General features: G+C 65.7%; 19 protein-coding genes. 17 read left to right on the top strand and 2 right to left on the bottom strand.

The window, feature by feature from the left end; genetic code table 11:
* Positions 1 to 100: 100 nt before the first annotated feature.
* The 10 genes from G6P99_RS29215 (at position 101) to G6P99_RS29170 (ending at position 10,131) form a co-directional block, all read left to right on the top strand.
* Positions 101 to 532: a DUF2946 domain-containing protein gene (locus G6P99_RS29215; RefSeq protein ID WP_029080152.1), complete on the top strand. Its 432-nt coding sequence runs from the start codon at positions 101 to 103 to the stop codon at positions 530 to 532.
* A 100-nt stretch (positions 533 to 632) separates the two neighbouring features.
* Entirely contained in the window at positions 633 to 1,034 is a 402-nt protein-coding gene (locus G6P99_RS29210) for a FixH family protein (protein ID WP_029080153.1), read from the top strand.
* A complete protein-coding gene (locus tag G6P99_RS29205; protein WP_051346142.1) occupies positions 1,031 to 2,488 on the top strand; it encodes an efflux RND transporter periplasmic adaptor subunit in 1,458 nt (485 codons plus the stop codon). The genes G6P99_RS29210 and G6P99_RS29205 overlap by 4 nt, the downstream gene beginning before the upstream one ends.
* The gene (locus G6P99_RS29200; RefSeq protein WP_029080154.1) at positions 2,485 to 5,679 is read left to right on the top strand and encodes an efflux RND transporter permease subunit; all 3,195 of its coding nucleotides are present in this window, start codon (positions 2,485 to 2,487) and stop codon (positions 5,677 to 5,679) included. The genes G6P99_RS29205 and G6P99_RS29200 overlap by 4 nt, the downstream gene beginning before the upstream one ends.
* 31 nt (positions 5,680 to 5,710) lie before the next feature.
* A complete protein-coding gene (locus G6P99_RS29195; RefSeq protein ID WP_165124365.1) occupies positions 5,711 to 6,268 on the top strand; it encodes a sigma-70 family RNA polymerase sigma factor in 558 nt (185 codons plus the stop codon).
* Between the two features lie 158 nt (positions 6,269 to 6,426).
* Positions 6,427 to 6,693: a hypothetical protein gene (locus G6P99_RS29190; protein WP_035976627.1), complete on the top strand. Its 267-nt coding sequence runs from the start codon at positions 6,427 to 6,429 to the stop codon at positions 6,691 to 6,693.
* A 169-nt stretch (positions 6,694 to 6,862) separates the two neighbouring features.
* Positions 6,863 to 7,504 (top strand): DUF1109 domain-containing protein, encoded by a 642-nt coding sequence (locus G6P99_RS29185; RefSeq protein ID WP_165124362.1) that lies wholly within the window; start codon positions 6,863 to 6,865, stop codon positions 7,502 to 7,504.
* A gap of 87 nt (positions 7,505 to 7,591) precedes the next feature.
* The gene (locus tag G6P99_RS29180) at positions 7,592 to 8,341 is read left to right on the top strand and encodes a cation transporter (RefSeq protein WP_029080158.1); all 750 of its coding nucleotides are present in this window, start codon (positions 7,592 to 7,594) and stop codon (positions 8,339 to 8,341) included.
* A 146-nt stretch (positions 8,342 to 8,487) separates the two neighbouring features.
* Complete coding sequence (locus G6P99_RS29175; RefSeq protein ID WP_029080159.1) at positions 8,488 to 8,766, top strand: hypothetical protein; 279 nt, start codon at positions 8,488 to 8,490, stop codon at positions 8,764 to 8,766.
* 171 nt (positions 8,767 to 8,937) lie between these two features.
* Positions 8,938 to 10,131, top strand: a complete 1,194-nt coding sequence (locus G6P99_RS29170) for an MFS transporter (protein WP_029080160.1) — start codon at positions 8,938 to 8,940, stop codon at positions 10,129 to 10,131.
* Between the two features lie 197 nt (positions 10,132 to 10,328).
* Here the strand turns inward: G6P99_RS29170 and G6P99_RS29165 are convergent, their stop codons facing one another.
* Positions 10,329 to 10,889 (bottom strand): tetratricopeptide repeat protein, encoded by a 561-nt coding sequence (locus G6P99_RS29165; protein ID WP_029080161.1) that lies wholly within the window; start codon positions 10,887 to 10,889, stop codon positions 10,329 to 10,331.
* A 277-nt stretch (positions 10,890 to 11,166) separates the two neighbouring features.
* Between G6P99_RS29165 and G6P99_RS29160 the strand changes: the two genes are divergently transcribed.
* From G6P99_RS29160 to G6P99_RS29145, 4 genes are all read left to right on the top strand, one after another.
* The gene (locus G6P99_RS29160; RefSeq protein WP_035976653.1) at positions 11,167 to 11,490 is read left to right on the top strand and encodes a His-rich protein BRANT; all 324 of its coding nucleotides are present in this window, start codon (positions 11,167 to 11,169) and stop codon (positions 11,488 to 11,490) included.
* A 203-nt stretch (positions 11,491 to 11,693) separates the two neighbouring features.
* Positions 11,694 to 12,137 carry a hypothetical protein gene (locus tag G6P99_RS29155; protein WP_245284618.1) on the top strand — a complete coding sequence of 148 codons (444 nt, stop codon included), beginning with the start codon at positions 11,694 to 11,696 and terminating at the stop codon, positions 12,135 to 12,137.
* A 277-nt stretch (positions 12,138 to 12,414) separates the two neighbouring features.
* A complete protein-coding gene (locus tag G6P99_RS29150) occupies positions 12,415 to 13,128 on the top strand; it encodes an outer membrane protein (protein ID WP_029080164.1) in 714 nt (237 codons plus the stop codon).
* Positions 13,129 to 13,314: 186 nt separating this feature from the next.
* Positions 13,315 to 13,554, top strand: a complete 240-nt coding sequence (locus G6P99_RS29145; RefSeq protein WP_029080165.1) for a DUF6719 family protein — start codon at positions 13,315 to 13,317, stop codon at positions 13,552 to 13,554.
* Between the two features lie 58 nt (positions 13,555 to 13,612).
* Here G6P99_RS29145 and G6P99_RS29140 read toward each other — a convergent pair whose 3' ends face one another.
* Positions 13,613 to 13,864, bottom strand: a complete 252-nt coding sequence (locus tag G6P99_RS29140; protein ID WP_029080166.1) for a hypothetical protein — start codon at positions 13,862 to 13,864, stop codon at positions 13,613 to 13,615.
* A 477-nt stretch (positions 13,865 to 14,341) separates the two neighbouring features.
* Here G6P99_RS29140 and G6P99_RS29135 point away from each other — a divergent pair, with 477 nt between their 5' ends.
* The 3 genes from G6P99_RS29135 to G6P99_RS29125 all read left to right on the top strand — a co-directional run bounded on the left by G6P99_RS29135 (position 14,342) and on the right by G6P99_RS29125 (position 16,837).
* Positions 14,342 to 14,710, top strand: a complete 369-nt coding sequence (locus G6P99_RS29135; protein WP_029080167.1) for a hypothetical protein — start codon at positions 14,342 to 14,344, stop codon at positions 14,708 to 14,710.
* A complete protein-coding gene (locus tag G6P99_RS29130; protein WP_029080168.1) occupies positions 14,707 to 15,573 on the top strand; it encodes an alpha/beta fold hydrolase in 867 nt (288 codons plus the stop codon). The genes G6P99_RS29135 and G6P99_RS29130 overlap by 4 nt, the downstream gene beginning before the upstream one ends.
* A 103-nt stretch (positions 15,574 to 15,676) precedes the next feature.
* On the top strand, positions 15,677 to 16,837 hold the full coding sequence (locus G6P99_RS29125) for a DUF2652 domain-containing protein (RefSeq protein ID WP_165124359.1): 1,161 nt from the start codon (positions 15,677 to 15,679) through the stop codon (positions 16,835 to 16,837).
* The last annotated feature ends 55 nt before the right edge of the window (positions 16,838 to 16,892 follow it).

Genomic DNA, 16,892 nt, shown 5'->3' with positions numbered 1-16,892 from the left:
ATCGACAGCCGCAGGGCTTCCTTCGTGCCGGGGACGTCCCGATACGCCGCTGGGCGAGGCCAAGCTGGCGGAATCGTGAATTTGCAGGTTGCATTGATCCATGCGACAAGCAGGTATGCATGTGAAGCGGCTCGCCAATCTCTGGATTCTGCTGCTCGTCGCGGCCGGGCTGTTGCTCGCGCCCGTGGCGCCGGCGTTTGCCAGGATGATGCCGGATGCATCGGCCACCGCCATGCAGGCGATGTCCGGCCACGAGGTCATGTCGGACCAGGCAATGACCGACCAGGCCATGTCGGGGCAGGCGATGGCCGACGACATGCCGTGCTGCCCGGACCAGACCAAGAGCAAGGGCTGCGACGACTGTCCGTTCCTTGCGCTCTGCATGCTGAGCGTCTCGCTGCCGCTTCCTGCCGGTGCCGCATCGCTGATCGCACGCGAACCATCGCAAGGCGGATTCGCCGCGCGCGACGACCGCCTGCTTGACGGCCTCGGCGCCAAACCTCCGGATCATCCGCCTCGAACCGACGTCTGACGGGCGCGCAAGCGCCTGATCGCTGACGCGTGCGCCTGATGGCGCGCGTGTCGTCGCGTGCCGCTCACGCGGTGCATCAGACGTATCGAGGATCTTAACCATGAAGACTTTCCACCTCGCGCGGGCCGCTGCGGCCGCGCTGATCGGCGTTGCCCTGGCCGGTGCGCCCGCCCACGCCGAGATCAAGAACTACGAATTCCAGCTCATCCAGCCGACGGTCAAGGCCGGGGACGATCGCATCGTCACGGTGCGGCTGGTCGACAAGACGACCGGAAAGGCCGTTCCCGACGCGGTGATCTTCTCGACCCGGCTCGACATGGCGCCCGACGGCATGCAGGAGATGGCCACCAAGGTGACGCCGATGCCGGGCACCGAGCCCGGCACCTACCGGTTCAAGGCAACCTTCGGCATGGCCGGCCGCTGGCAATTGTCGCTCGGCGCCAAGGTGCAGGGCGAGACCGGCTCGGTCGAGAACAAGCTCGTCGTCACGGCCGAGCAATGAGCCGCCTCGCGTGGGCCCTCACTTGGGCCGGCGCTGCCACTGCGATTGCCGCAGCGGCAGGCGCCGCATGGACCGGTCACGGCCTGCCGCCGCGGCCGGCGACCGCCATCGTCTCTGCCGCGCAGGCTGCGGAGAGCGCAGCGCCGATCTATTACCGCGATCCCGACGGCAAGCCGTTCTACGCGGCGACGCCGAAGCAGACGGCGGACGGGCGCGACTATCTGCCGGTTTTTCCGGATGCCGATGCGCAATCCGGGGCGCCTGAGCGGCCGGCGGACATCAAGACCGCGGCCGCGAAGGGCGAGCGCAAGATCAAATATTACCGCAACCCGATGGGGCTTCCCGACACCTCGCCGGCGCCGAAGAAGGATACCATGGGGATGGACTACATCCCCGTCTATGACGGCGACGACAGCGACGACGGTTCGATCACGCTGTCGCCCGGCAAGATCCAGCGCACCGGCGTCAAGTCCGAAGCGGCGGAGATGCGCCGCATCCGCACGTTGGTCCGCGCCCCCGGCACGATCCAGCTCGACGAACGGCGCGTCTCCGTGATCGCGATGCGTGCCGAGAGCTATGTGCAGAAGGTCGCCGATGTCACGACCGGCAGCCGCGTGACCAAGGGACAGAAGCTGATGGAGATCTACAGCCCGGCGGTGTCGTCGGCCGCCGCCGAGTATGTTGCGACCATCGGCTCGAAAGCGGCTGCGGGGATCGATCCATACGGGCGGGGCTCGCGGCAGCGGGTGATGAACCTCGACGTGCCCGAGGCCGTGATCGCCGAGATGGAGCAGAGCCGCACGGTTCCGATCGCAATTCCGTGGTCGTCGCCGCGCGACGGCATCGTGCTGCAGCGTGCCGCGATCGAGGGCATGCGCGCCCAGCCCGGTGAGGTGCTGTTCCGGATCGCCGACGTCTCAATGGTGTGGGCGCTGGTCGATGTCGCCGAGCGCGATCTCGGCAACATCGTGGTCGGCCAGAAGGTCACGGTGCGCGCGCGCAGCTATCCCGGCCGCGCGTTCGCGGGCCAGATCGCCATGATCTACCCGCAGGTCAACAAGGAGACGCGCACCGCGCGGGTGCGGATCGAACTGCAAAACGCCGATCTCGCGCTGCTGCCGGACATGTATGTCGATGCCGAGATCGATACCGGCAGCCCGGCGCCGGTGCTCACGGTGGCTGACAACTCCATCCTCGATACCGGGAGCCGGCAGACCGTGCTGCTCGACCGGGGTAACGGACGGTTCGAGCCGCGCGAGGTCAAGCTCGGGCGGCGCGGCGACGGTTATGTCGAAATCCGCGACGGGATCGCCGAGGGCGATGCGGTCGTCACGTCAGCGACATTCCTGATCGATGCCGAAAGCAATCTGAAGGCGGCGATCAAGGGCTTTGGCGGGGCCGGCGCAGCGCAGGCGGCGGGCGACGGCGAGATGACGGGCGGAGGCAAGCCATGATTGCTCGCGTCATCGCGTGGTCGGCGCGCAACCTGCTGCTGGTGCTGTTCGGCACCGGCTTTGCGGCCACCGCGGGTCTCTACGCGCTGCTCCATCTGCCGCTCGATGCGATCCCCGATCTCTCCGACACCCAGGTCATCGTCTACACCGAATATCCCGGCCAGGCGCCGCAGGTGATCGAGGATCAGGTCACCTATCCCCTGACCACGGCGATGCTGACGGTGCCGAAGTCGAAGGTCGTGCGCGGCTTCTCGTTCTTCGGCGTCTCCTTCGTCTATGTGATCTTCGAGGACGGCACCGACATCTACTGGGCGCGCTCGCGCGTGCTCGAATTCCTCAACGGCGCGGCGTCGCGGCTGCCGGCCGGTGTGTCGCCGACCATCGGCCCCGACGCGACCGGGGTCGGCTGGGTGTACCAGTATGCCGTGATGTCGAAAGAGCTGAACCTGGCGGACACCCGCACGATCCAGGACTGGAACCTGAAGTTCGCCCTTGCCAGAGCCGAGGGCGTGGCCGAGGTCGCGAGCGTCGGCGGCTTCGTCAAGCAGTACAATGTGATCCTCGATCCGCAGCGGATGCGCGACCGCGGCATTACCATGCAGCGGATGCGCGACGCGATCCGCGCCAGCAATGCCGATGTCGGCGGCCGCACCGTCGAGCTATCCGAGTTCGAATATGTCATCCGCGGCAAGGGTTATCTGAAGGACATCAACGATCTCGGCAACATCGTGCTGAAGACCGACAACGGCACGCCGGTGCTGCTGCGCGACGTCGCCCGCGTCGAACTCGGCCCCGACGAGCGGCGCGGCATCGCCGAGCTGAACGGCGAGGGCGAGGTGGCGAGCGGCATCGTGCTGCAGCGCTTCGGCGTCAACGCGCTCGACGTGATCGAAAACGTCAAGAAACGCTTCAAGGAGATCGCGACCAGCCTGCCGAAGTCGGTCGAGATCGTGCCGGTCTATGACCGCTCCAACCTGATCTATGCGGCGATCGAGACGCTGAAACGCACGCTCTTCGAGGAGAGCGTCGTGGTCGCGCTGGTCTGTTTCGTGTTCCTGCTGCATGTCCGCAGCGCGCTGGTGGCGATCCTGATGCTGCCGGTCGGCGTCCTGATGGCGTTCGGCGCGATGAAGCTGCTCGGGATCGGCTCCAACATCATGAGTCTCGGCGGCATCGCGATTGCGATCGGCGCCATGATCGACGCGGCGATCGTGATGATCGAGAACGCGCACAAGCACCTCGAGCGCGCCGAGCCCGGCCGGCCGCGGGTCGCTATCCTGATCGAGGCGGCGGCAGAAGTGGGACCGGCGTTGTTCTTCAGCCTGCTGATCATCACCGTGTCCTTCATGCCGATCTTCACGCTGGAATCGCAGGAGGGGCGGCTGTTCTCGCCGCTCGCCTTCACCAAGACGTTTGCGATGGCGGCGGCGGCGCTCTTGTCGGTGACGCTGGTGCCGGCGCTGATGGTGATCTTCGTCCGCGGCAGGATCGTCCCCGAGCGCAAGAACCCGATCAACCGCTTCCTGATCTGGATCTACCGTCCCGTGATCAACGGCGTGTTGCGGGCCAAGACGCTGGTGATCGTGCTGGCGCTCGCAGCACTCGCCGTCACGGTCTGGCCGGCGCGGCAGCTCGGCACCGAGTTCATGCCCGACCTCAATGAGGGCACGCTGCTCTATATGCCGACCACGCTGCCAGGCATCTCGGTGACCAAGGCGGCCGAACTGATGCAGACCCAGGACCGCATCATCCGCGGCTTTCCGGAAGTCGCCTCGGTCTACGGCAAGGCCGGCCGCGCCGCGACCGCGACCGATCCGGCGCCGTCGGAGATGTTCGAGACCATCGTCAACCTCAAGCCGAAGGAGCAATGGCGCAAGGGCGTCACGCTCGACGGCCTGATCGCCGAGATGGACAAGGCGCTGCAATTTCCCGGCGTCTCCAACGCCTGGACGATGCCGATCAAGGCGCGGATCGATATGCTCTCGACCGGTATCCGCACCCCGGTCGGCGTCAAGGTGATCGGTCCCGATCTCGCCGTGATCGACAAGCTCGCCCGCCAGGTCGAGGGGGTCTTGAAGGGCGTACCCGGCACCTCGTCGGCCTATGCCGAGCGCAGTCTCGGCGGCTATTACCTCGAGATCACGCCGAACCGCGAGGCGTTGTCGCGCTACGGCATCGCCGTGCAGGACGTGCAGGACACGATCGCGACCGCGCTCGGCGGCCAAAGCGTGACCACGACGGTCGAGGGACGCCAGCGCTTCACCGTCAACATGCGCTATCCGCGCGACTTGCGCGACAATCCCGGTGCGATCGCGAGCGACATCCTGGTGGCGATGCCGGCGGGCGGGGCGGTGCCGCTCGGCGAGGTCGCCGATATCAAGCCGGCGCGTGGGCCGACCACGATCCGGACCGAGAACGGGCAGCTCGCGACCTACATCTATGTCGATATCCGCGAGCGCGATCTCGGCGGCTATGTCGCGGATGCGCAGCGCGCGGTGCAGGCCGCCGTCCAGTTTCCGCCGGGCACTTACGTGGTCTGGAGCGGACAGTACGAATATCTCGAACGCGCCACCGCGCGGCTCAAGATCGTGGTGCCGGTGACGCTGTCGATCATCTTCCTGCTGCTCTACCTCAACTTCCGCTCGGTGGCGGAGACCATGATCGTGATGCTGTCGCTGCCGTTCGCGCTGGTCGGCGGGCTCTGGCTGATGTGGGCGCTCGGCTTCAACCTGTCGGTTGCGGTTGCGGTGGGCTTCATCGCGCTCGCCGGCGTCGCCGCCGAAACCGGTGTGGTGATGCTGATCTACCTCAACCATGCGCTGGCCGAGATCACGGCGCGGCGCGCTGCCGAGGGACGCACGATTCGTCGCGACGATTTGCACCGTGCGATCATCGAGGGCGCGGTCGAGCGCGTCCGCCCGAAGATGATGACGGTGGTCGCGATCATGGCCGGGCTGTTGCCGATCATGTGGAGCACCGGCACCGGCTCCGAGATCATGCAGCGCATCGCGGTGCCGATGATCGGCGGCATGATCTCGTCGACCCTGCTGACGCTGATCGTGATTCCCGCGATCTTCGCCATGGTGAAGGGCTTTCGGCTGCCGCTGGCCGGCGACAGCGGCGAGCTGCAGCCGGAGACCGCTGTCGAGACTACGCAGGCACGCGCGCGCACGCTCGAGCCCATCGCCTAGGTGAGCCGAACTGCGAGGCAGGACAGCCGACATGACCAGCGATGAGATCGAGCTCAAGACGCTGATGCTGGCGAGCCAGCGCGGCGATGCGGCCAGCCACGGCGCGCTGCTGGCGAAGCTCGCGCCGCGTCTTCGCGGCTACTACAAGCGCAGGCTGATTGGAGCCGGGCGCAGCGCGGAAGAAGCGGAGGATCTGGTCCAGGAGTCCCTGCTGGCTGTTCATCTCAAGCGCCACACCTACGACCCCGGGGCGCTGTTCACGCCCTGGCTGCACGCGGTCGCGCGCTACAAGCTGATCGACTACCTCCGCGCCAACAAGATGTCGCGGATGAATGTTCCGATCGACGACCGTAACGATCTGATGGCGGCGGACGATCACAGCTCGACAGAGAGCACGCACGACATGGCGAAGCTGCTCGGCCGGCTGCCGCGCAAGACGCGCCAGGCGATCGAGGCGGTCAAGCTGGAGGGAAACAGCGTCGCGGAAACCGCGGCGCGCTACGGCATGTCGGAATCCAACGTGAAGATCAGCGTCCACCGCGGCCTGCAGGCGCTGGCGTCCTTCATTCGCAGGGACCGCGACGCCTGACGGCGGCCTTTCAATTTCCTGCGTGGCTCGATGCCGCGTTGCCGCCGAAATCCTCCATCCTCACCTCGGCGTGATCGTGTAACCGGCCGGAGAAGGGCCCCGTATTCCCTTGCAGAAGCGCGCATGGAGCGCGATTCAAAATGAAAACGGAGCAGACAATGTCGACGAAGTTTACCAAGCCCATTCTCACCATCTCACTCCTGACGTCGCTTGTGGCGATGTCCGCGACCGCGCATGCCGGGGCGTCGACGTCCGCGGCAAGCCGCAGCGTTTACCACCCGATCACCGCGCAACATGCGCCGCGTGACGCCTACGCTGCGATCGGCTGGACGGCCGAGCCCGCCGCCGGACATGCCGGGGAAGTCAATGCGTGGCGCTATTCCGGCGGTCCGAAATCCTCCGTTCCGCCGTCGCACGGCTTCTAGTGCGGGGCCCTTGGCTGATCGGCACGGGCGTCGGACGACCAATCTCGACCGCAACCTGCTGCGCTGGCCGAAAGAGGCGCTGGAAGGCGCCTCTTGTGATAGAGACGGGAACTTGAACTTGACGAAGGCAGCGTTCGTCAGAACGGCCGGCGCCGGCGGAGAGCAGCCGATGAAAACCGACGATCTTGTTGCGGCACTGAGCGCAGGTATCGGCCCGGTGGATTTCAGGGTGGTTGGCCGCCGCATCGCTTTGGCCGTCGCTGCCGGAGCAGCCATTTCCGTGGCGGCCATCCTGATCGGATTTGGGCCGCGCACGGGTCTGTCCATCGCCGGCGCGTGTGCACTGCTGGGTGTGAAGATCGCCCTTGCCGCAGCCGTCGCCGGCGTGGCGGCAGTTGACCTGATCAGGCTGTCGCGCCCCGGCGGCGGGTCGAAGCCGGGTGCGCTGCTCGTCATCCTGCCGTTCCTGCTGATCGTTGCGCTGGCCGTTGTCAGCCTCGGCGCGGCGCCTGCCTCGCACTGGAATCGGATGGTCGCAGGTGACGCGTGGCTGGAGTGCCTGGTGTCGATCCCGGTGATTGCGGTTGTGCCGTTTGCACTGGCGATGTGGGCGGTGCGACAGGCGGCGCCGACCGATCTGCGCCGGGCGGGCGCATTCGCCGGCCTGCTCGCCGGCGGCATCAGCGCATTGGCCTATGCGCTTCACTGCACCGACGATTCGCTGCCTTTTGTCGCGGTCTGGTACGGCGGAACGATTTTGTTCTGTACGATCGCAGGCGCGGCGCTGGGTCCGCGATTGTTGCGGTGGTGAGTGACGCGCGGATTGGCGCTGTTCCACGCGGACAGGGTTGAATCCGTGGCATCGGCGGTCCTATCCTGTTCTCCGAAAGGAAGATCAATGAGCGACTGCTGCGAGCAGAAGACCTCCCAATGCTGTGCGCCACCGCCACTGACGCTTCCGATGAAAGCTGGCGTGCGAGCGGGGGAACGCAATCGCGCGGCGGATGCGTGCGGCTGCTCGGGCGGCGTTCCGATCTTCGACGGCCTTGACCCGCGCTACAAGCGCATTCTCTGGACCGTCATCGGCATCAATGGCGCGATGTTCCTGACCGAGATGATCGCAGGTCAATTGGCCGGCTCGCAGGCGCTCAAGGCGGATGCGCTCGACTTCCTCGCCGATACGGTCACCTACGGACTGAGCCTTGCGGTGATCGGCGCCAGCTTGCGGATGCGTGCCTCCGCGGCGCTGCTGAAGGGCGCGTCGCTGAGCCTGATGGCGTTGTGGGTGTTCGGCTCGACCGTCTATCAGACGTTCGTGCTCGGCGTGCCCAGAGCCGAGGTGATGGGCGCAATCGGTGCGTTGGCACTCGCGGCCAATGTTGGGTCGGTTCTGCTGCTGCTACCGTACAAGGACGGCGATGCCAATGTCCGCTCGGTCTGGCTCTGTTCGCGCAACGATGCGATCGGAAACCTCATCGTGATGGTGGCGGCTCTGGGGGTTTGGGGAACGGCCACGCCATGGCCCGATCTCGCGGTTGCCGCCGTGATGGCGGCCATATTCCTGACCTCGTCGGTGCAGATCCTGCGGCAGGCTTGGGCCGAGTATCGCGAGGGGGCGTTGCGCGGTCCGACGGCGGCGCACGGCTGATCGAGCCGCGAATGCCTGTGCTCCCTGCCATTGGCCGCGACAGGGTACAGAATTCGCCTCGCATTTACCTTAAATGAGGGCGCCGGGGGAACGTCCGGAGCAGCCGCGCGTTGCTGTGCATCATTCGTGTGCAGAAGGCCCCCTCCATGACAGTCAACGCGGCAATACTGATGGCGGCCTTGGTGCTATCGGGAACCGTGTTGGCACAGAGCTCCGGCCCTTCGACCGGCTCGGCGGGGGCCGGGCAGGCGGCCAATTTGACCACCATCGGCCAGGCGCTGAACAGCAACACGAAGACCGGCGACAGCGGCCCGCCGACCGAGAGGGCGACGCATCCCGCGAAGCCGGATGGCGCCGCGGCGGGCAACACGGTGGGTGCCAACCGCCCGCCAAAGCCCGACCGGCGCCTCGAGCATTATCCGTAATCCCTTGATCCGTAATCGCTTGATCCGTGAATCCTTGGGGATGTCGCCGGGCCCGAACCGGTCCGGACGGCGCCGGTCATGATATCGTCATGCCACATCGGTTAGCGAAGGCGTTTGGTTGAAGCGCGGCGGGTGGGAATGGCGAAGGCGGGCCGGGCACGGTTCCCGGGAATGGATCGAGACATCGCCGGCGTCCTGCTCGTGCTGGCTATTGCGCAAGTGTTCGGGTGGGGGACCCTCGGCCTGCCGGCCATCGTCGGCCACCGGATGGCGGCCGACCTCGAGATCGCCCTTCCCACGGTGTTTGCGGGGACATCGACCTTCTACGTGACCATGGGCCTGTGCGGCCCGCTGCTGGCGGAGCCTTTCCGGCGCTTAGGCGCGCGGCGCGTCATGATGACCGGCAGCGTGATCGCCGCGCTCGGCTTCGTGGCACTGGCCTGCGCGCGCGAGCCGGTGTTGTATTTCATCGCCTGGACCATCCTCGGTGCTGCCGGCAGCGCGGCGCTGAGCACGGCCGCCTACATCATGCTGAACGAGGTGGCCGGGCGGAACGCGAAAGGCGCGATCGGCGCGCTCATGCTGGTCACCGGGCTTTCCAGCAGCATCTTCTGGCCGACGACAGCGTTTCTCGCGGAGGCCTTGGGCTGGCGCGGCACCTGTCTGGCCTATGCCGCGGCGATGGCTCTCGTCTGCCTGCCGCTCTACAGCTTCGGGCTGCCGCGCCGGGCGGTCGGCGAGGCGGCATCCGCATCGCCATCGGAGAGGTCGGGTGCGCCGCCGCCGGCCGGCAGGAGCACGTTTTTTCTGGTGGTCGCGGCGATCGGGCTCAACGCCTTCGTCAGTTTCGGCTTCAGCGCGGTGCTGGTCGAGCTTCTGAAGGCGCAGGGGCTGCCGGCGGCCCAGGCGATCGCGTTCGGCTCGACGCTCGGCGTCGTGCAGGTGTCGGCGCGCGCGATCGACTTCCTCGGCGGCGGTCGCTGGGACGGCATCACGACCGGGCTCGTCGCCGGCACGCTGCTGCCGGTCGCGATGCTGATCCTGATCGTCGGTCACGGCACTTACTGGGCGATCGCGGCTTTCATCCTGATCTACGGCCTCGGCAGCGGCGCGCTTGCGGTCGCGCGCGCGACCATCCCGCTGGTGTTCTACGACAAGAGCGAATTCGCCAAGGCGACCTCGCATATCGCGCTGCCGCTGAACCTGATCTCGGCGGCGTCGCCGCCGCTGCTGGCCTGGCTGCTGACGCGGTCCGGCAGCAATGCCGTGCTGGAGCTCGCGCTCGCCTGCTCGATCGGAGCACTTGTGATGCTCGCCATTCTCGGCCGCCGCCGGCGCGAGGTCGGGATCGCCGCGACGTCGTAAGGTTTCGAAGATCCAAGGATGGGTAGAGCCAACGGGTTCGCGCAAAGCGCGGCCCAATGATAAACTCCGCGAAACCCATCATCGACACCGCCGATGCGAGCGATGGGTTTCGCTGCGCTCCACCGATCCTACAGAGCAGCAAAAAGCCGGCGCGGTCCTCGTGACGGCGCCGGCTTGATGTCAGGACGATCGGCCGCTCAGTAAACCAGGCCGGTGCCGGGCGGCTTTTCCAGCGCGGCGGCGAGCGAGCGATATTCGTCGCTGTTGGTGCCGGCGAGCTGGGCGATGCGGTTCAGATGATATTGCGCCTGATCGCGGTTGCCCTGTTCGACCTGCCAGAGGCCGTAATACTGCCAGGTGCGCACATGCGCCGGATCGGCCTTGAGCGCGCGCTCGTACCAGACCTGCGAGACCTTGTAGTCGCCGAGCTTGCGATAGGAGTAGCCGATCAGATTGGCGACGTCGGCACGGTCGTCCTGGCCGAGCGCCTTCAGCTGCTCGATCGCGGCGGTATAGTCGTGCTGGTCGTAGATCGTGGTATAGGCGGCGCGGTAGCTGGCGAGGAACTTCTGATCGTCGATCGCGGAGCTCTTGTCCTTCTTGGCCTTCTTGCCCTTGCTGGCGCTGCTGTCGGAGGCCGGCGGCGAGGGATTGTCGCTGCCTGCGGCGTAGGCCGAGATGACCGGCCCGGCGGCGAGTGTCATCGAGAGCACTGCGAGGCCCAAAAACTTCCAACGAAACTGCGGCGTCTTGCTCATTCCTGGTTGCTCCTGATCGTTCCTGATCGTGCTCGGTAATCTTACACCGAAGCCTGCTGACTTGAACACCCAGGGCTGCGGAACATTCCCGGCCGTTTCAACGATTACGTGATCTCGCGCCGGCACGGGCAACATGACAAAGAAGTCATTCACATGAATGAATTCCATCAGCGCCCTTCAGAACGGGTTCAGTGCGCGGCCCATAAGGTCACGTGCATTGATCGGTGAGGCCGACCATCCGGCCGGAGACCTCTCGATCCCGAACAGGAGGACCACCATGTTCAAGACGATTTCCGCCGCGCTGCTCGCCATCTCCGTGATCGCAGCGCCCGCGCTCGCCGCCGAAACCGGCAAGGTCGCAACGCCCGCGCCGGCGACCACGACTGTCCCGGCGATCAAGGCCGCCCCGGTGATCAAGAGCGAGCAGCTGCCGTCGAAGGTGCGCAACGCCAACGCCAAGATGGGCCACCACAAGCACTATCGCCATCACCGCCACCACAAGCACATGGGCATGCTGAAGGTGAAGTCGCCGAAGCATGCGACCAAGCACGTCCACGCGAAGGTCGCGATCAAGCACGTCGCGCCGGCCAAGCGCGGCTGATCCTGATCCGAGGGGCGCAGTCCGCTCCACATTGCCCCCACTGCGCCCTCAGGATGCAGAACCGGCCCGTCCCTCCATTGCTTCCCCAATGGCGGCGGGCCGGAGTGCGTTTGGACTTCAGAAGACGCTCTGGGCGTTACGAGCGGTAACAACCGAGTTGCCCTTCCGCCGCCCGGCGGTCTATGAGACGCGACCGGGGACCCATGAGACAGCGACGTTTGCGGATATCATCAAAACTGGCGGCGATCCTGCTGCTCTCGATTCCGCTCGCCGGCTGCCTCACCAGCGATGACAGCGGGAGCGGGCCGACCACCTTCACCGATGATCGCGGCGTGGCTAACCAGCCGTTTCCGGACCGGTACCGCGACCAGATCCTCGCCTTCATGCGGACCTACCTCAACAATCCGGTCGGGGTGCGCGAGGCGGCAATCGCCGATCCGGCGCAGCGCACGGTCGGGGGCAGGCTGCGCTACGTGGTGTGCCTGCGCTACAGCGCGAAGGATACCGACGGCAATTACCGGCCGGCGCGCGAGCGCGGCGTGCTGTTCGTCGACGGCCGGCTCGACCGCATCCTGGATAATTCCGCCGAGCCTTGCGCCGGCGCGTCCTACGCGCCATTTCAGGATCTGGAGAAGATGGCGCGCTGACCGCGGCGGCCTCTGTCGCGGAGCTGACCGGATCGTTAGCAATCCCCGATCACTTTTCGGGGAGCGCTGAACCTCAGCTTAGGCATTTGCGACATCCATACAGCCGAAATGCGGCTGCTTAACCGGTGAAAAAACCTTCTGTGCCAAGGAACAAACGGGCGTTGTTGCGACCCTGTCACAGCTCGGAAACATCCCAGGTCTGGCATTGCCCCAAAGCAACCTAATTGGCGTCACGTTGTTTGTCTTAACAGCGCAGCGTAAGTCACGGGGATCAGAGATGAAGAAGTTTTTGCTCGGCACCGTCGCGCTGGCCGCTCTTGCGAGCCCGGCGTTTGCGGCCGACATCCCGGCCCGCACCTATACCAAGGCACCGCCGCCTACCGCTCCGGCGCTCATCTACAACTGGACCGGTTTCTATATCGGCGGCCATGTCGGCGGCGCGTTCACCGACGGCAACAACCTGATGGGCAGCGACGCGCGCTTCATGGGTGGCGTGCAGGGCGGCTTCGACTATCAGTTCGCCCCCAACTGGGTGATGGGTGTCGAGGCGCAGTACTCTTGGCTGCCGAGCTCGTCGAACAATGGTCTGGTGTTCCCCGCCGGAACGGTCGTGACCGGGAATACCGACCAGCTCGGTTCGGTGACCGGCCGCCTCGGCTACACCTGGGGCCCGACGCTGCTCTATGCCAAGGGCGGTTACGCCTGGCGTGACAACAACAACATCACGGCGTCGGTCGGCGGCGTGCCGGCGGCGTTCACGACCGACGGCGGCCACAAGGACGGCTACACGGTTGGCGCGGGCCTCGAATACATGTTCGCCCCGAACTGGTCGGCGAAGGCCGAGTACCAGTACTACAATTTCGGCAAGACCACCTTCACCAGCGGTCCGGCCGACATTGTCGGCACGAGCTTCCGGAACGACGAGCATACCGTCAAGGTCGGGGTCAACTACCGCTTCGGCTGGGGCGGTCCGGTGGGCTCCCGCTACTGATCGCGTCATCGTCGCATCGAGATCAAAGGCCGACCTTCGGGTCGGCCTTTTTTGTTGGCCCGACGCTTGCTTATTCAGCGGATATTCACGCCGGATCGTGCAATGCAAACAATAATTCCTGCATTGCACGGAACTTTCATCGTGATGCGTTATTATGCGATCGCCGGGGCTGGTGGACAAACGAACATGCGTAGCTTTGCGTTAGGGCTGATCCTCTCTGCGGTCGCTGTGCCGTGCCTTGCCCAGACGATCCTCAAATCCGAACCCCTCGTGCTTGCGCCGTATGAAGTCGTGTTCGTGCAGGACGCGTCCTGCACCGCGGGCAAGGTACTGAAGGTGACCGGGTCGATCCGGGGTCTGCATCGGCGGAAGATCTGCGTGTCGCTCGCGGCCGAACAGGCCTCGCTGGCGACGGCGACGCCGTAAGGGCGGGACGACCGCTTTTGCATCCGGCCGCGATGCGTGCCGGCCGGTCTGCTGTTTTTTAATTCAACCGCGGCTCCAGGCGCGCCTCGCGATCGGCGTCGGCCTTGTTCTTGACCGGGTCTTCGTCGGGCTCCGCCTGGCAAGGCCGGATCTCATAGTTGTTCTCGAGCAGCGGGCGGGGCGAGGACTTCTCCTCGCCGGAGACGGTATCGACCACCAGCCCCGATTTCCTGGCGAGCTTCCAGACATCGGCCTCGGTTGGATAAGCCTTGCTCAGCTTGGCGTCTTGATAGAACAGCGCGTATGGCATTCGTCGTTTTCCCCGATCCCCGACAACGCCAGCACCCGTCCCGGGTTTCAGGCAATATCACCGTTCCAATCACGGAACCGTGAGCGGGATCCCGGGCCAAGCATCTGAAAATATGAGTCATTTCGGCCCTTTCGCTGAGGGCCCTGAGTCCTTAACGGGTGGTAAACCCCGGAAAAAAGAATCCCCGGGACTCCACGGGTAGAATCGCCGGATGCTTTCCCCATGAGAGCGATCCTTCAGACCCCCCATGAACGCGTGCACTTCGTGCTCGCGCTCGCGCTGTTCGCGGCCTGCGCCGCGAACGTGGCGCTGGTCTGGTCCTGGCTTTAGCGAAATTTGGCTCTAGCGACCCACGCGAAAACGCCGTGGCGGCGCGACGGCTGTAGCGATTGACGGCCCCAGCATTCCTTCCATCATTGCCAGCAGAACGAATGCCCGCCGCGGCCAGCGCGGACGGGCCGCATCGGGGAGCGAACATTGATCGAAACGCTGAAGGAACGGGTCAATTGCGACGCCGGCCTGGTGCGGCGCGGCCGCTATCTCACCACGACTTTCCTGCTCGAGATCGGCGCGGCCGCCTGGCTGATTGCGATCCATGAGGGCCGGATCGTGTCGGTGACCAAGGGGCCGTTCGTGATGCCCTCGTCGTCCTTTGCGCTGCGCACCTCGGAGGCCGAGTGGGGCCGCTTCTGCGAGCGGCGGCCGCCGCCGGGCTCCAACGACCTGATGGCGCTGATCAAGCGCCGCGTGCTGAAAGCCGAGGGCGAGCTGCAAATCTTCATGGCGAACCTGCGCTACTTCAAGGAGGCGCTCGCGAAGCTGCGCCGCGAGGGAGCCGCCGCATGAGCGCGACATTCGAGCCGATCATTGGCCGCTACATGCAGCTCGAGCTGTTCGGCCGGGCGCACCGCGTCTATGTCGAGGAGGCGGGCGGGGGTACGCCGCTGCTCTGCCTGCACACCGCAGGCGCCGACGGGCGGCAATATCGCGGCCTGATGAACGAGGAGCGCGTCACCCGCAACCATCGCGTCATCGCCTTCGACATGCCCTGGCACGGCAAGTCGTCGCCGCCGCAGGGCTGGCACGACGAGGAATACCAGCTCTCATCAACGCAATACACGACGATGATCCTGGCGGTGATGGACGCGCTCGAACTGGAGAAGCCGATCGTGATCGGCTGCTCGATCGGCGGGCGGATCGCGCTGCATCTCGCGCTCGAGCATCCCGAACGCTTCCGCGCCATCATCGGCCTGCAGGCCGGCGCGCATGTCGATCCCTATTACGACCTGAATTTCCTGCACCGGCCGGACGTGCATGGCGGCGAGGTCGCGGCTGCCATCGTCTCGGGGCTGGTCGGGCCCGACGCGCCCAACAAGGAGAAGTGGGAAACGCTGTGGCACTACATGCAAGGCGGGCCCGGCGTGTTCAAGGGCGACCTCTATTTCTACAAGATCGACGGCGATATCCGCGCCCGCATCGCCGAGATCGACACCAAACGCTGCCCGCTGTTCCTGCTGTCAGGCGAGTACGATTATTCCTGCACGCCGGAGGAGACGGTCGCGGTGGCGAACAGCATTGCCGGCAGCGAGGTCACCATCATGAAAGGCCTCGGCCATTTCCCGATGAGCGAGAATCCGGGCGAATTCCTGAAGTATCTGCTGCCGGTGCTGGAGAAGATCGGCGGCCGCCAGAGCACCGGTTCGCGCTGAGAAACACGTCAGAACCGCTGCTGTGCCCCTCGACCGCCGGCGGCGCGGGTGACAGACTGCGCGTCCGCACGATTGGCGTGAACCGGTTGCGTAAGAGGTCTCGATGCTTCCGAAAGCTGAAGCAGCCTATTTCGCGATTGCCGACATCTCCGGCTATACGAACTTCCTCGCGGCGGTCGAGCTCGACCATGCCCAGGACATCATCGCCGATTTCATGGACGCGGTGGTGAAAGCGCTGCGCCCGCCATTTCGCCTCGCCAAGTTCGAGGGCGACGCCGCGTTCGTCTACACCACCGCCGAGACAATCGACGGCTCGTTGCTGCAGGACGCGATCGAGGGCGCCTATTTCAAGTTCCGCCGGCGCCTGCGCAGCGTTAGCCAGGCCTCGGCGTGCGAGTGCCGGGCCTGCGTCGCGATGGGCGATCTCGATTTCAAATTCGTCGTCCATCATGGCGAGATGGTGAAGCAGAAGATGGGCGGGCGTGAAGAGCTCGCCGGGCGCGACGTCATTCTGGTCCACCGGCTGCTCAAGAACACGGTTTGCGAAAAGGTCGGCGGGTGCGCCTACGCGCTCTACAGCGACGCGGCGATCCGCGCCATGGGCGTCGATCCGGTGGCGCAAGGTCTCATCGCGCATCGCGAAACCATCGACATCATCGGCGACGTGACGCTGTGGGTGCGCGATCTCGAGGCGGCCTGGCAGCAGGACGACGCGCAAAGGCGGATGGAGGTGACGCGCGCCGACGCCCACGCCATGCTGGAGTTCGATATCGCCGCGCCCCGGCAGACGGTGTGGGAGTTTCTAACCGTGCCCGGGCAGTGGCAGCAATGGTGGGACGCCGACACCATTGTCGAGGAATCCGGCAAGGGACGGCGCGGTGTCGGCACCAAAAATCACTGCATGCACGGCAACCATACCGTCGTCGAAGAGCTGCTCGATTGGCACCCGGCCGATTACTTCACGGTGGGCATCACGCTTCCGGTCCCCGACGCGCCGCGGATCGTGATGACCCGCGCCGTTCTGGACGGTCCAGACGGAACGACGCATCTGGAGCTGCGGCTCGCCAAGCCGAAGCCGAAGGACAGGGCGTTCGTCGACGGCGCCTTGGCCAAATACGCCGAGCGCATGACCCGGGCGATCGCCGGCTTGCGATCGATGCTGGAAGGAAAGCAGCCCGTTTCCGACGCAGTGGAGGAGCCGGCGCTGACGCGATCGAGCGGACGCTTCCTGACCGATCCGGTGAAATCGGGCGCGCTGCGCTGAAGTCCAATCGACCCCGGCGGACAAGCGCGGGGGGCAAGGCCATCAGGTGAACAGG

Origin of the sequence: Bradyrhizobium sp. 6(2017) (genome assembly GCF_011058295.2) — a bacterium.
In the GTDB taxonomy this organism is placed as follows: Bacteria; Pseudomonadota; Alphaproteobacteria; order Rhizobiales; family Xanthobacteraceae; genus Bradyrhizobium; species Bradyrhizobium septentrionale.
The sequence above is the reverse complement of the archived record's forward strand: the minus strand, read 5'-3'. Positions and strand labels throughout refer to the sequence as shown.

Coding starts and splice junctions, on each gene's coding strand:
- G6P99_RS29210 (WP_029080153.1), top strand. CDS start 633: ATGAAGACTTTCCACCTCGCGCGGGCCGCTGCGGCCGCGCTGATCGGC.
- G6P99_RS29190 (WP_035976627.1), top strand. CDS start 6,427: ATGTCGACGAAGTTTACCAAGCCCATTCTCACCATCTCACTCCTGACG.
- G6P99_RS29160 (WP_035976653.1), top strand. CDS start 11,167: ATGTTCAAGACGATTTCCGCCGCGCTGCTCGCCATCTCCGTGATCGCA.
- G6P99_RS29145 (WP_029080165.1), top strand. CDS start 13,315: ATGCGTAGCTTTGCGTTAGGGCTGATCCTCTCTGCGGTCGCTGTGCCG.
- G6P99_RS29170 (WP_029080160.1), top strand. CDS start 8,938: ATGGATCGAGACATCGCCGGCGTCCTGCTCGTGCTGGCTATTGCGCAA.
- G6P99_RS29200 (WP_029080154.1), top strand. CDS start 2,485: ATGATTGCTCGCGTCATCGCGTGGTCGGCGCGCAACCTGCTGCTGGTG.
- G6P99_RS29125 (WP_165124359.1), top strand. CDS start 15,677: ATGCTTCCGAAAGCTGAAGCAGCCTATTTCGCGATTGCCGACATCTCC.
- G6P99_RS29180 (WP_029080158.1), top strand. CDS start 7,592: ATGAGCGACTGCTGCGAGCAGAAGACCTCCCAATGCTGTGCGCCACCG.
- G6P99_RS29195 (WP_165124365.1), top strand. CDS start 5,711: ATGACCAGCGATGAGATCGAGCTCAAGACGCTGATGCTGGCGAGCCAG.
- G6P99_RS29150 (WP_029080164.1), top strand. CDS start 12,415: ATGAAGAAGTTTTTGCTCGGCACCGTCGCGCTGGCCGCTCTTGCGAGC.
- G6P99_RS29155 (WP_245284618.1), top strand. CDS start 11,694: ATGAGACAGCGACGTTTGCGGATATCATCAAAACTGGCGGCGATCCTG.
- G6P99_RS29165 (WP_029080161.1), bottom strand. CDS start 10,889: ATGAGCAAGACGCCGCAGTTTCGTTGGAAGTTTTTGGGCCTCGCAGTG.
- G6P99_RS29140 (WP_029080166.1), bottom strand. CDS start 13,864: ATGCCATACGCGCTGTTCTATCAAGACGCCAAGCTGAGCAAGGCTTAT.
- G6P99_RS29215 (WP_029080152.1), top strand. CDS start 101: ATGCGACAAGCAGGTATGCATGTGAAGCGGCTCGCCAATCTCTGGATT.
- G6P99_RS29130 (WP_029080168.1), top strand. CDS start 14,707: ATGAGCGCGACATTCGAGCCGATCATTGGCCGCTACATGCAGCTCGAG.
- G6P99_RS29175 (WP_029080159.1), top strand. CDS start 8,488: ATGACAGTCAACGCGGCAATACTGATGGCGGCCTTGGTGCTATCGGGA.
- G6P99_RS29205 (WP_051346142.1), top strand. CDS start 1,031: ATGAGCCGCCTCGCGTGGGCCCTCACTTGGGCCGGCGCTGCCACTGCG.
- G6P99_RS29185 (WP_165124362.1), top strand. CDS start 6,863: ATGAAAACCGACGATCTTGTTGCGGCACTGAGCGCAGGTATCGGCCCG.